This is a genomic window from Leptospira yanagawae serovar Saopaulo str. Sao Paulo = ATCC 700523 (assembly GCF_000332475.2).
Lineage (GTDB): Bacteria > Spirochaetota > Leptospiria > Leptospirales > Leptospiraceae > Leptospira_A > Leptospira_A yanagawae.
Genome location: NZ_AOGX02000024.1, coordinates 339,380 through 353,257, shown reverse-complemented (window position 1 = coordinate 353,257; position 13,878 = coordinate 339,380). Strand labels below are relative to the sequence as shown.

The window sequence follows — 13,878 nt, the reverse complement described above, 5'->3', positions numbered from 1 at the left end:
TTAAAGAAAGGTTTAACACCGATACTTGGTTCAATTCAGGAAAATTATGAAAGTAGTTGCAATTATTCAGGCTAGATTGGGATCCACAAGGTTACCAAATAAGGTAATGAAAGAAGTGAATGGAAAGCCATTAATAGAGATTTTATTGTCTCGGCTTTCCAAGTCCAAATCGATAAATCAAATCGTTATCGCAACCTCTATTAATAAGGAAAATGACCTTCTTCAGAAGTTTGTTGAGAAACTCGGCTATAAAGTCTATCGGGGAAGCGAACAGAATGTGTTGGAGCGATACTATTTAGCCGCGAAGGAAACTGGTGCAGATGTTGTAATTCGTATCACTGGTGATTGTCCACTCATCGATCCGAAAGTTGTTGACGAAGTGGTTTCTGAATTTTTGAAAGGTGGTGTAGATTATTGCTCAAACATTAATCCACCCACATATCCAGATGGACTTGATACAGAAGTTTTTTCTTTTTTAGCTTTGGAGAGAGCATACAAAGAGGCTACTTTAGATAGCGAACGCGAACACGTGACTCCTTATATTCGTGAATCTGATTCGTTTAAGAAATCAAATGTATTTTTTTCTAAAGATCATTCAGCAGAACGATGGACTGTTGACGAACCTGCTGATTTCAAATTAATCTCCCAAATTCTTGATCATTTTCATCCAGATTTAAGTTTTAGTTGGTTAGATGTTCTAAATTTAAAAACAATCATTCCAAATATTTTTTCAATTAATCAAGAGATTAATCGTAATGAGGGTCAGATTATGGGGACTGGTCAAAAACTTTGGAAAAGGGCAAAACATATTATACCCGGTGGAAACATGTTACTTTCGAAGCGTTCAGAAATGTTTTTACCAGAAAAATGGCCTTCTTACTTTAGTAAGGCGAAGGGATGCACTGTTTGGGATTTGGATGGAAAAGAATACATCGATATGTCGATAATGGGCATAGGAACAAACACTTTAGGATATGGACATCCAGAGGTAGATGAGGCTGTAAAAAAGAATATTGGTAATGGGAACATGGCCACTTTCAACTGTCCTGAAGAAGTATACTTTGCTGAGAAATTAATTGAGATTCATCCTTGGGCAGATATGGTTCGTTTGGCGAGAACTGGTGGAGAAGCAAACGCCATTGCAGTAAGAATTGCTCGCGCGGCAGCGGGGAAAGACAAAGTAGCAATATGTGGGTATCATGGTTGGCATGATTGGTATCTATCTGCAAATTTATCGGAAGATGATGGATTGTCCGGCCACCTTTTGCCAGGTCTTGATCCGAAAGGAGTTCCTAAGAATTTAACAGGTACAGTTTTTCCATTTAATTACAACCAAATTCAAGAATTAGAGTCGCTAGTAAATAGCCAAGATATCGGCGTAATCGTTATGGAAGTTTCTAGAAATCATGGTCCAGAGAATCAGTTTCTTGAAAAAGTTAGAAAATTAGCCAATGAGAGAAACATTGTTTTAGTATTCGATGAGTGTACTTCTGGTTTTCGCCAAAACTTTGGAGGGCTACATAAAATTTATGGAATTGAACCTGATATTGCAATGTTCGGTAAAGCCATAGGAAATGGATATGCAATTACTGCAGTGATTGGCCGGCGTGAAGTAATGGAGTCAGCACAAACTACATTTATTAGTAGTACGTTTTGGACAGAGCGTATTGGACCGACAGCAGCTTTAAAAACCTTAGAAGTAATGGAAAGAGAAAAATCTTGGGAGTATATAACTAATATGGGTAACCATATTAGGAACCGATGGTTGGAATTAGCGAAAAAGTATCATCTAGACCTCTCAGTATGGGGAATGCCTGCTCTTTCTGGATTTACGATTAATAGCAAAAATAGTTTAGAATATAAAACTTTGATTACACAAGAGATGTTGAAGAAAGGATACTTAGCAGCAAATTCTGTTTATGTTTGTATGGAACACAAACAAACTGTGGTCGATGGCTATTTTGAAATGATTGAACCAATATTTATGTTGATTGAAGAATGCGAGAATGGACGTGATGTTTCAACTTTACTTGATGGTCCTATTTGTCATGCAGGATTTAAAAGACTGAATTGATCTTAATTTTTTCTGAAGCACTTTTGACTACGGGGCTTGGTCATTTAGGAAGATGCACTGCGCTTGCTGAAATACTTTTGGAAAAAGGTAATCAGGATATTCGGATCATTCTCCATACAGATGAGTCATTTCCAAATTGGTCTTACCCATGTCCCATTTATAAAGAGGACTGGATGGATCTAAATATTCTTCCAAAATTAATTGAATCTTTATCAGTAAAAGATAGTAAAAATAGTGTGGTCATTTATATAGATTCTTACTTAGCGCCTGCTTCGATCTATGAGGAGCTAAAAAAAATATCTCAAGAGCTGGTTTGCATTGATGATTACAATCGGATACCCTATCCAATAGGTTCCACGATTTTAAATCCAGGATATCCTGGATTATTTATTGAATATGATAAATCAAAATACAAAGTTCTCACTGGAAAAAAGGAAGTTCTTTTACGGAAACCATTCCGTGATGAGTTTGTAATTCCCAAAAGAAACAATCCCCCGCTTAAGATATTGATAACGTTGGGAGGAGCAGATCCAAATCTATATTCGGAAGCATTTTTAAATATTCTATCTAAAGAATTTCCTGAATTAGAAAAACACTTAATCATTGGACCCGGATTTTCGAATGAAAATAACTTGGCATCCTTGTCAGATTCAAAAACTTTTTTATATAAGAACTTATCAGCAATGGAAATGCGTGATTTGATGTTAAAAATGGATTTTGCAATTACGGCAGGTGGACAAACGACTTATGAATTAGATCGATGTGGTGTTCCTATGGTAATGATAAAAACATTTGAAAATCAGGAAGGAAATATTCGCGGTTTTTCGGAATTTCAAGGATTTATGGAAATAACCAATCCAGGTCAAATTATAGATGTAATTCACGACTTTATTCTTAAGTTAAGTCCGTAAATTTAAATAATTTAAATTTAGAAAAATCAAAAAGATTCAAAGATTTTCACAAAAATTTCACAGATTCTATTCGAAAGAGAATTCCCGCAGCCAAATGTTTTCTTATGATAAATTTGGATCCCAGGAATAAATTTTTTTAATATTCGATAAATTTAAATTAGATTGGATAAGAGAAAACCTTGATTATTGGCGTTAGACCAGCTACTGAAAGTGATTGTGAGCAATTATTCGATTGGGTAAATGATACTGAAGTTAGAAATGCTTCCTTTCATACAGAGAAAATTGATTGGTTGGAACATCAAAGTTGGTATCTACAAAAGTTAAGAAATCCCAATTCATTCATTTTTATATTTGAAGTTGATCGCGATCCTGCTGGTCAAATTCGATTTGATAGAAAGGATGGATTCTTTGAAATCGACTATTCAATCGATAAAAAATATAGAGGAAAAGGGTATGGAAAGATAATCGTAATTTCTGGAATTTCGAAATTAAAATCTCAGCTGAAAGAGCCTTTAAAGTTTCTAGCCAAAGTAAAAGAAGGAAATCTAATTTCTGCCCATGTTTTTCAAAAGATAGGTTTTAAAAAAAATAATCTAAGTAATGGCAATTTTGAATTCATATATGAATAAAAAAAAAGTTTTAGTGGTCGCAGCTCACCCGGATGACGAAGTGCTCGGTTGTGGTGGAACTATGGCTCGTTTAGCTGAGGAAGGACATGAGGTACATGTTTTAATTTTAGCTGAGGGTCTTACAAGTAGGGAAATCCAACGTGATCGTGAATCTAAACTGTCGGAATTAAATTTGCTATCGGATGATGCAAACAAAGCAAATCTTTTACTGGGTGTAAAAACCATTGAACTTTATGATTTCCCGGACAATAGAATGGATTCCATTGATCGTTTGGATGTGATTAAAGTAGTTGAACGAAAAATTGAAGATATTAAGCCTTCGATCCTTTTCACTCATTTTGGCAATGATTTGAATATTGATCACCGGATAACAAATGAAGCTGTGGTTACGGCTTGCCGGGCGTATCCGAACCAAAAGGTTGAAGAACTTTTTTTCTTTGAAGTTGCATCCAGTACAGAATGGCAAATTTCCCCAAATCTTGGTAGTTTCCAACCCAATGTTTTTTTTAAACTCAGTTTTCAGCAAATGGAAAAGAAAAAAAATGCGCTCTCCATTTATGAATCAGAAATGAGGCCATTCCCTCATGCGCGGTCGATTGATGCAGTAGAAGCGTTGGGAAAATGGAGAGGGGCTAATATCGGTTATTCATATGCAGAGGCCTTTGTTTGCGGCAGGTTGATTCAATAATTCAAATGAAAGAATATATTGTAGCTGCGGTGGGAAAGTGGAACCGCGATTTATTCGAAAGTGAATCAAAACTGATCCCTGGTAAATGGAAATTTGTAGATAGTCCAGAGAGTTTAGATTTGGTTCTAGCAGACTCCAGTCCAAGATACATTTTTTTTCCACACTGGAGATGGATTGTCCCTGATACGATTCTAAATCAGTATGAATGTGTCTGCTTCCATATGACAGACGTCCCATACGGACGAGGTGGATCTCCTTTGCAAAATTTGATCCTTCGAGGTCATAAAAATACAGTTTTAACCGCTCTTAAGATGGAGAAAGGTTTGGATACTGGGCCAGTTTATATGAAACATCCAATAGATTTAAGTGGAAACGCTGAGGAGATTTATATCCGTGCTTCTTCTTTGAGTTGGACGATGATTTCTGAAATGGTAGCGAACGAACCCAAAGCAACTCCACAAGTAGGAGAGCCAGTCATTTTTAAGCGTAGGAAACCAGAAGAGAGCCAATTGCCTGAATCGTTAGAATTAGAAAAAATTTATGATTTTATACGGATGTTAGATGCAGACGGTTATCCCAATGCCTTCATTAATTTCGGAAACTATATGCTGAAATTTAACCAAGCAAAATTTAATTCTGGAAAGTTATCTGCCAACGTCGAGTTTATAATGAAAGAAGATTTATGAATACTATTACAATCAATAATCGAAAAATAGGAAAGGAATTTCCTCCATATATCATCGCAGAACTATCTGCAAATCATAATGGTAAGATAGAACGAGCATTTGAATCAATTAAATCTGCAAAAGAATCTGGAGCAGATGCAATTAAAATCCAAACTTATACTGCTGATACAATGACCATTGATTGCGATAAAGAAGAATTTCAAATCCATGGTGGCCTTTGGGATGGATATAAATTATACGATCTGTATAAGTGGGCAGAAACTCCTTTTGAATGGCACAAAGAAATTTTCGATTACGCAAATGAAATTGGCATAACATTATTTTCTACTCCGTTTGATGAAACAGCAGTAGACCTTTTGGAGAATTTGAATGCACCTGCCTACAAGGTTGCCTCCTTTGAAGCTACAGATTTACCTTTGATTCGCTATATAGCGTCGACTAAAAAACCAATGATCATGTCCACTGGAATGGCCAATTATCAAGAGATTTTAGAAATGGTTGATGCTGCTCGGAGTGGTGGTTGCAAAGATTTAATTTTATTGCACTGTATTAGTAGTTATCCAGCACCGATTGAACAATCGAATTTACTTACAATCCCTGATTTGCGTGATAAATTCGGAGTTCAAATTGGCCTTTCCGACCATACTTTAACAAATACAGCTTCCATTACTTCGATCGCATTAGGTGCAACTGTCATCGAAAAACATTTTATCTTGGATAGGGCAGATAAGGGACCAGATTCTGAATTTTCCATCATGCCTCTGGAACTAAACGCATTATGCCGCGAAACGAAAGACGCCTGGCTCGCATTAGGAGTAGCAAGTTATGATCGTAAGCCAGCAGAAGAAGCAAACGTTGTTTTTAGAAGATCATTATACTTTGTTAAAGATTTGAGAGCAGGTGATACTATAACAAAGGGAGACTTTCGTAGAATCCGACCAGGGTATGGTTTAGCCCCAAAGTATGCTGAGGAAATAATTGGCAAAAAACTCAAACAAGATGTTAGCGTTGGCACAGCAGTAAAATGGGAGTTATTGGCTTAAATAATGGAAAAGGGAAAAAATAAAATAGTTGCGACAATTGAAGCAAGGATGACTTCCTCACGGTTGCCAGGGAAGGTATTAAAGGAAGTATTGAATAAGCCTATGTTGTATTATTTAATACAACGGTTAAGAGCAGTTCCTTCAATTGATGAAATTGTTTTGGCCACAACAATCAATCAGACAGATGATGTGTTAGTTGACTTTGCAAAAAATGAGGGAATTTCTTATTTTCGTGGAAGTGAAAATGATGTTATGTCAAGAGTTTTGGGTGCTGGAGAATCTGCTAAAGCTGACATCATTGTGGAAATAACAGCTGATTGTCCAATTATTGATCCTGCAGTTGTTGATCAAACAATACAATTATATTTATATAATCCATGTGATTATGCTAGCAATGTCGTTGTTCGTTCCTATCCAATTGGAATGGATACTCAAGTTTTTTCATTAGATACACTTAAAAAATCCTTTAGTTTGACTGAAGATAAGTTGGATAGAGAACATGTAACAAGACATATCAGACAGAACCCAAATTTGTTCAAACAAGTTCATTTAGTATCATCTTATTTGGATTATTGGCCTGAACTTGCAATAACTTTGGATGAAGTTTCTGATTATGAGTTAATTAAAAAAATAATAGAATATTTCTATGAAAAAAATCCTCTTTTTACCTGCGCAGATATTGTAGCGCTAATCAAGGAAAAGGAATCCTGGGTTGCGATTAATCGGGATGTCAAGCGTAAGGGTCTCAATTGAAAAAGTATTCAGCCGCTGTAGTTGGACTTGGTAGTATCGGCCAGGGACTTGATTATGATCTTGATGTAAATCGAAAAGATATTTGTTTAACACATGCATCCTCTTATTACCAACATTATGGTTTTCAATTGGTTGCTGGTGTAGATACCTCAGATAGTTTCCGGGCTAAATTTAAATCTAAATTTCAAGCACCTGCCTTTTTAACCGTTTCTGAATTAGAAAAAATTAAACCAGATGTCATATCTATCTGCGTACCAAGTCATTTGCACAAATCAATTTTTGATGAAGTCATTGATCTCGGGCCGAAGGCCATTGTTTGCGAAAAACCTATTTCAGATAGTCTACTCGAAGCCGATGAAATGGTAAAAAAAGCGCAATCGAAACAATGCTTGCTTATAGTTAACTTTATACGTCGTTTTGAAAAAGGGAATTTGGAATTAAAGAAAAAATTTGATAGAAATGAATTTGGGAAAATTCGAAAAGTTTCAGTATTTTATTCTAAAGGAGTTTTAAATAACGGATCTCATTTCATTAATTTGTTATCATTTTTCTTTGGTGAGCCAGTGTATTGTAGAGTGATACAGAAGGGGAATGTTTTGGGAAATTTGGATATCGAGCCAGATTTCTTACTAAAGTTCCAAAACGGAGTGGATGCCTATTTTATTGCTGGAACTGAAACTGATTTTTCAGTAAAGGAAATAGTATTTTTAACAGAAAAGGGTATTATCAATTACCAACAAGGTGGCATGAAAATAGAATATTTCCCTGTTGATATAAGTTCTATCTTTAAAGATTATAAAATTAAATCATTAGAAAGTCAACCTGTAACTACTGATTTCAATCGCTATCAATGGTATACAGTAGATGCACTATATAACCATTTGGAACATGGTGTTGATTGTAATTCCGACGGTCTCTCAGCGTTACATACTCAGTTAGTTGTAGATAAAATTTTTTCTCAATATAATCAGATGGAAGGAATGAAGTAAATGGAAAAATTAGCTTACTTAGGTGGCAAAAAAACCATTAATAAGGAATTGAAACCATATATTTCCTTTGGAAGAGAGGAAATAGAATCGGCCCAATCTGTTTTGCAATCTGGTGAATTATCTCGATTTTATGGTTCGTGGCATGAAGACTTTTTCGGTGGTAATAAGGTAAAAGAATTTGAATCCAATTGGTCCAAAGAATTTGGAATTGAATATTCAGTCAGTGTAAATTCAGCAACATCTGGTTTAATTGCCGCCTTGGGAGCAATTGGTATAGAACCCTTTGATGAAGTTTTAGTTAGTCCTTGGACAATGTGTGCTTCAGCTACTGCGATCTTAATCTGGAATGCAATACCAGTTTTTGTTGATATAAATCCCGATAATTTCAACATTGATCCGGCAAATATTAGGTCATTGATCACCAAAAAAACAAAAGCAATTGTAGTACCTGATATATTTGGCCAATCTGCTCAGCTATATGAAATTTTGAAAATAGCAAATGAATTCGGCTTAAAAGTAATTGAAGATGCATCACAATCACCGGGTGCGATTTACAAAGGCAAGAAAGTTGGAACGAATTGTGATATAGGTGTGTTTAGTTTGAATTACCATAAGCACATTCATACAGGTGAAGGTGGAGTATGTGTGACTGCAAATGCGAAACTTGCAGAAAGATTACAATTGATTCGAAATCATGCGGAAGCAGTTGTCGGTCCGAAAGGAGAGATGGATATTTCGAATATGATTGGTTTTAATTTTCGATTGGGAGAGATTGAGTCTGCAATTGGAATTGAACAATTGAAAAAGCTTCCTTCAATTGTTAATCAACGTATCCGAGCGGGCGCCCTTTTAAGTGAAGGCTTAAAAGAATTGAAAGGATTAAAACTTCCATTACCATTGGAAGATTGTACTCATGTTTATTATATGTACGGGCTAATTGTGGATTTTGATTTACTTGGCGTTACGCGAGATAGGCTAATTGAAGCGTTAACCGCAGAAGGAATTCCAAGTTTAAGACCAAATTACTTAAATATTCATCTTCTACCCATATATCAAAAAAGAATTGCCTATGGCAAATCAGGTTTTCCGTGGATTTCTTCCGGTGAGACAAGTAAAGTTAACTATGAAAAAGGAATTTGCCCAGTTGCCGAGAAATTGCAAGATAAGAGTTACATCGGTTTTTATTTTGGTGGATTTGCGCTTGATGATGAAGAAGTTAACTTATTGATTTCGGCCTTTCGTAAAGTTTGGAGTCAATTAGATTCACTTAAATGAAGGATTTGTCTTTGTTACCAAATATTAGTGGCAAAGGAGTGTTTGTATTTAGTGATCCCGGTGGAGCTAAACCAATCTTAGCATATTTGAAGTTAAATAATAAACTTCAGAACTTCAAAGTTTTATCTGATAGAAGTTATGATTTTTATTCTGATTTTGATATACCAGTAACAATTTACGCTGAGGGAGATGAGTCAAAGTATGCCGATACATTTGATGCCGACTTTCTTTTCACTGGAACGTCAGTAAATTCATCAATCGAAGTTAAGTTTATAAAGGCATTTAAGAAAAGAAAAATAAAAACGTATTCGTTTATCGATCATTATACTCGAATTTTGCCAAGATATGAGTGGGATGGAGATTACATTTTTTCCGATGTAATTTGTGTCGTAGATGAAGTTGCAAAGAAAATGGTTCGATTAGAGATACCAAATGTTGATATTTTAGTTTCTGGAAATTATTTTCATGAATATATTCGTAATTGGATTCCTGTAATGAGTAAAAGATTATTTTTACATAATCTTGGATATACAGACTCGAAAAAAATTATACTTTTTGCTCCAGACCCGATTAGTCGTGCGAATCATCTAGATCGCTATGGAAAATCTGAATATGGTTTTGATGAATACACAGTTTTTAAGAATCTTTTAAAAGCGTTACCAATAGAAGCCAAATCAGAATATGTAGTTATGATTAAGATGCATCCTAATCAAGACAAAGATACATTTTTGTCATTGATTAAAGATTCGGGGATGGAAATTGCAATTGGTGATGATTGTCATACTTTAACTTTATTATATTATTCGAGTGTTATTATTGGAATGTTTTCAAATATACTGATAGAAGGTATGATCTTAGGAGCGAATGTGATTCGTTGTTTGATCGATCTTAAGAGTAGTGATCCTTTTGAAGGAAAAAACATTGGAATACCAGTATATGATTTAAATCATATGAAACATCTTATTCTTAAATATCTCACGGAGCAGGAAAATTCAAAATGATTCTATCGAATGAGTTCTTAAGGGCTGATGGACTTTATTTAAGAGGATTACAACCTGAAGATGCATTTGGAAACTATTTGAAATGGTTTAATGATCCTGAAGTGTGTTTCGGAAACTCACATGGCGTTTTTCCTGTTAGTCAGAAATCACTAATTGAATACATTGAAAACTCTTATAAGTCAAACCAACAACTAGTTTTTGCCATAATCGAAAATCAGAACCACACTCATATTGGAAATATTTCCCTTCAAAATATCAATTGGATTAACCGAACAGCTGAATTTGCTATTTTTATGGGAGAAAAATCTTACTGGGGAAAAGGGCTAGCATTTCAAGCTGGAAACTTAATCCTTCAACACGGTTTTAATGTGTTGAATTTAAATAGAATTTATTGTGGAACGTTTTCTAATAATCAAGGAATGATTAATTTAGCGAAAGCCTTGAAAATGTCTCAAGAGGGAGTTCGCAGGAAAGCTATTTATAAAAATGGAAATTATTTGGATTTAATTGAGTTTGGTGTATTGCAAGATGAGTTCATATAAAATAGAAGATTTGTTTTAATATAAATCTTATCTGAATGGGAAAGGATTTTTAAAAATTTAAACTATGAAAATACTCGCCTTTGCGCCACATTCTTTTCTGTGGCCTCATGCATTTCCAGAAGCTCAAGTATTACATTCATTGCGAGCGCAGGGTGCTGAAATATTGTATGTTGGGTGTGGAGAAGCATTAAATTCTTGGTGCATTCCGATGGAATCTACCGGAGCCGACGAATCATTAGAAGAGTCGAAAAAAAAAGAGATCTGCATACAGTGTGTTGAAAATAATAAAAAAATAGAAAGAATCTTCAGTTTTCCAAAAACGACGATTGCTGAAGTACTTAAAAAGGAAGATTTTGAATCAATTGAAAAGATTATGCAGTCGTTGACGGCTTCAAATGTGTTGGATTTTCAATTGGATGGGCTTAATTTTGGAAGGTATTCGTTATATAACCATTTCCTTCAACATAAAAAAATTGATTTTGTTATCGATGAAGATTCATGGGAAGCCGTTCGATTACATTTGATTACTTGCCTTCGGTCATATTTTGCCGGCAAACGACTCATTGAAGATTACAAGCCTGATTTCGTATTCTTTTATAGCTCAGGTTATTCCGTAAATTTAGTTGTTCGATTGCATGCGGAAGTGAAGAAAATACCAACGTATTCAATTTTTGCTGGATCAAATTGGGCGAATCGTCTTGAAACAATTCATATTGCAAAAAGGAATTCCTTTACACATTTTTATGAAAGGGATGACCTTTGGAAAACAAAATTCAAATATTTACCAGCTACTAAAGAATCATTAAAGAATGTCGAAACTTTTCTTCATTTTGTTTTAAAAGGTCAAAGCACTTTCTTATACGGTGGGACGCCTTCTGGGAAGAGCGCAAAGGAAATACAAGACTTCTTTCATATTCCAGAAGGTTTAAAAATTACCTTACTTGCAACAAGTAGTTATGATGAATTGAAATCCGCTCAATTAGTTGATGAGTTACCATTAGAAGAATCGGCAATATTCGAAAATCAAATCGAATGGATAAAAGAGACAGTTGAGTTTTTTAAAAAAAAGAATGATTGTTTTTTGATTATTCGAGTACATCCACGTGAGCTTCCAAACCAAAGAGATCAGGTTTTATCAAAACATTATTCCGAACTTAAAAAAATTTTCAGTAATCTGCCAGAAAATGTTAAGGTTAATCTTCCTAGTGATAACCTTTCTTTTTATGATTTATTGGAGAATATTGATTTTGGACTAATTTCATGGTCGTCTGCTGGTAGGGATATGGCAGTATGGGGAATTCCGTTCATATCTTACCTTAAGGATTATTCATTTTATCCAAGAGGGGATTTAGGAATCGTGCCTGAAAGTAAGGCTGACTACTTCTCACAAATCGAAAATTTGATAACTAATGATGGTTGGTCTTTTGATCGTATTATTAAAACCTTTCGATGGTTAAGTTTTGAAATCTACGACACCGTATTTGATATTAGAGATATCGTCGATGGAAGATTGATTTTAATAGAAAGTTTCTTTTGGAGAAATTTTAGAAGAGTATTGAGGAGATTGAAGTTAGATAATTATCTTAAACCTCAACCAAGAGTTTCGAAGTACTCAAAACAAATGTTTAAGCGAGTAATTAGCGGTCGACCTACTGAAGAAATATTGGAAGAAGGCCGATCGCGTTTGTCAACAGAACAAGAATTAGAAGAAATTAAGCAAATATTGAATTCTTTATGTGAAGTTAAATTTGGTAGAAATTGGAAATCAGATCTATCAAGTAAATTAAGAAAAAAGATTTTTGAATACATAAAATAATGGGGAAGATTGTATGAAATTTATAAAATTTACTATTGGTATAGTTCTTCGTTTGATTAAGACTGACCGATTCTATATAAATGACATTTTAAACGTTATAAGAGGCTTTATTGTTGTTAATCGTGAAATGAGAACTCCTCTAGAATCATTCCATAGTATGATTAGTCTTTTTTGTCAAACTGGTGGTCGGTCTAATCAGGTAATTCATAAAATTGTTACTATGTTTAGTTCTAAAGTTAAGTTAAATGGATTTGATGGTATTGTTCCGTTGAAATCAAAAATGGAATTGGAAAACGTAATTAAACAGCTAAACGAAAAAGGTTATGTAGTGTTTGAAAATGTTTTGTCAGAAGAGATTTGTGATTATCTGTACAAATTCGGAACGACCACTGAAAGTAGCGCTCGGCCTTTATATTCTGGAAAAGGTATGGTAGCAAAGAAAACTATTATAGATTTTAATAATTTAATTGGAATTCACTATGATTTTGATGAAGAAAAACTGATTAATGATCCAGTTGTTCAATCTTTAATGGTTGATAATTCATTAATTGCAATTGCACAGGAATATTTAAATTGTGCACCCGTTTCTAATGTTACTGGCATGTGGTGGCAAACAGATTTTGATAAAAATCCAAACGATGAAGCTGCGACAATGTGGCATTTTGACATGGATCATGTTCGATGGATAAAGTATTTTTTTTACATCACTGATGTAAATACGAACAATGGTCCCCATTGCTTCGTGGAGGGCTCTCACAAACCTGGGAGAATTCCAAAAAATCTTTTAAAACGAGGTTATGCTCGAATTTCTGATGAGGAAATTGCGGATTCGTTTTCAAAGGATCTGATAAAAGAATTCAATGGAAAACGAGGAACATTGATTATTGAAGATACGATTGGATTACACAAAGGTAAACACGTGGTAGATGGTTCTAGGCTTTTACTTCAATTAACTTTTAGCGATCATCTATTTGGCGGCAATTATCCAGAAAGAAAGTTTACTAAATTTGCGGATTCAAAAGTAGAAGAATTTATCCATAAAAATCCAAAAATTTACAAAAAATACAAGTAAAATGTTTCGTAAGTTTAAAAGTTACCTAATTGTTCGCATCAAAGCCTTCCTTAATAGACTTTTTGATGAGCGTATTGCGCAAATTTCGAATCGTTATAATTTAAGTTGCGATGGTACTTTTATTTTTTCAGAAAGCAGTGGTATTGGAGTTGGATCCAATATAATTATACCAAAGGATACAGAGTTATATTTAGGTGAAGGTGTCTATATTGGAAGAAATGTGGAGATAGGTCCTAGTCATCGAATTGAGATCGGTGATTATACATCGGTCCAAGATCGAACAATCATTCTCGGAGATGTCACAATTGGTCGTTATTGTACTTTTGTGGCAAACATTAGTATTAGTTCTGGAAATCAAGTCTAATTTATGCAAGTAAATCTTTGTAAGAAATTGTAATT

General features: G+C 34.5%; 14 protein-coding genes. All 14 read left to right on the top strand.

The features are described 5' to 3' along the window. Positions 1-46: 46 nt before the first annotated feature. The 14 genes from LEP1GSC202_RS13385 to LEP1GSC202_RS13320 all read left to right on the top strand — a co-directional run bounded on the left by LEP1GSC202_RS13385 (position 47) and on the right by LEP1GSC202_RS13320 (position 13,843). On the top strand, positions 47-2,074 hold the full coding sequence (locus LEP1GSC202_RS13385; protein WP_015678151.1) for an aminotransferase class III-fold pyridoxal phosphate-dependent enzyme: 2,028 nt from the start codon (positions 47-49) through the stop codon (positions 2,072-2,074). Continuing rightward, positions 2,071-2,985, top strand: a complete 915-nt coding sequence (locus tag LEP1GSC202_RS13380; protein WP_015678292.1) for a hypothetical protein — start codon at positions 2,071-2,073, stop codon at positions 2,983-2,985. Before LEP1GSC202_RS13385 ends, LEP1GSC202_RS13380 begins: the two co-directional genes overlap by 4 nt. Positions 2,986-3,164: 179 nt before the next feature. Next, positions 3,165-3,614, top strand: a complete 450-nt coding sequence (locus tag LEP1GSC202_RS13375) for a GNAT family N-acetyltransferase (protein ID WP_015678358.1) — start codon at positions 3,165-3,167, stop codon at positions 3,612-3,614. Next, positions 3,607-4,302 carry a PIG-L deacetylase family protein gene (locus LEP1GSC202_RS13370; RefSeq protein WP_015678016.1) on the top strand — a complete coding sequence of 232 codons (696 nt, stop codon included), beginning with the start codon at positions 3,607-3,609 and terminating at the stop codon, positions 4,300-4,302. The genes LEP1GSC202_RS13375 and LEP1GSC202_RS13370 overlap by 8 nt, the downstream gene beginning before the upstream one ends. A gap of 5 nt (positions 4,303-4,307) precedes the next feature. After that, positions 4,308-4,988 (top strand): formyl transferase, encoded by a 681-nt coding sequence (locus LEP1GSC202_RS13365; RefSeq protein WP_015678096.1) that lies wholly within the window; start codon positions 4,308-4,310, stop codon positions 4,986-4,988. Further along, positions 4,985-6,031: a pseudaminic acid synthase gene (pseI, locus tag LEP1GSC202_RS13360; protein ID WP_015678045.1), complete on the top strand. Its 1,047-nt coding sequence runs from the start codon at positions 4,985-4,987 to the stop codon at positions 6,029-6,031. The genes LEP1GSC202_RS13365 and pseI overlap by 4 nt, the downstream gene beginning before the upstream one ends. 3 nt (positions 6,032-6,034) lie before the next feature. After that, positions 6,035-6,784: a cytidylyltransferase domain-containing protein gene (locus LEP1GSC202_RS13355; protein WP_015677960.1), complete on the top strand. Its 750-nt coding sequence runs from the start codon at positions 6,035-6,037 to the stop codon at positions 6,782-6,784. After that, a complete protein-coding gene (locus LEP1GSC202_RS13350; protein WP_015678075.1) occupies positions 6,781-7,773 on the top strand; it encodes a Gfo/Idh/MocA family protein in 993 nt (330 codons plus the stop codon). Before LEP1GSC202_RS13355 ends, LEP1GSC202_RS13350 begins: the two co-directional genes overlap by 4 nt. Then, positions 7,774-9,048, top strand: coding sequence for a DegT/DnrJ/EryC1/StrS family aminotransferase (locus LEP1GSC202_RS13345; RefSeq protein WP_015678140.1), 1,275 nt, complete (start codon positions 7,774-7,776; stop codon positions 9,046-9,048). Between the two features lie 11 nt (positions 9,049-9,059). Further along, a complete protein-coding gene (locus LEP1GSC202_RS13340) occupies positions 9,060-10,049 on the top strand; it encodes a hypothetical protein (protein WP_244147725.1) in 990 nt (329 codons plus the stop codon). Continuing rightward, a complete protein-coding gene (locus LEP1GSC202_RS13335) occupies positions 10,046-10,591 on the top strand; it encodes a GNAT family N-acetyltransferase (RefSeq protein ID WP_015678040.1) in 546 nt (181 codons plus the stop codon). The genes LEP1GSC202_RS13340 and LEP1GSC202_RS13335 overlap by 4 nt, the downstream gene beginning before the upstream one ends. Positions 10,592-10,655: 64 nt before the next feature. After that, positions 10,656-12,407, top strand: coding sequence for a capsule polysaccharide biosynthesis domain protein (locus tag LEP1GSC202_RS13330; protein ID WP_015678201.1), 1,752 nt, complete (start codon positions 10,656-10,658; stop codon positions 12,405-12,407). A 13-nt stretch (positions 12,408-12,420) separates the two neighbouring features. Continuing rightward, the gene (locus LEP1GSC202_RS13325) at positions 12,421-13,479 is read left to right on the top strand and encodes a phytanoyl-CoA dioxygenase family protein (protein WP_015678122.1); all 1,059 of its coding nucleotides are present in this window, start codon (positions 12,421-12,423) and stop codon (positions 13,477-13,479) included. A 1-nt stretch (position 13,480) separates the two neighbouring features. Beyond that, positions 13,481-13,843: a hypothetical protein gene (locus LEP1GSC202_RS13320; RefSeq protein WP_051125354.1), complete on the top strand. Its 363-nt coding sequence runs from the start codon at positions 13,481-13,483 to the stop codon at positions 13,841-13,843. Positions 13,844-13,878 lie beyond the last annotated feature (35 nt).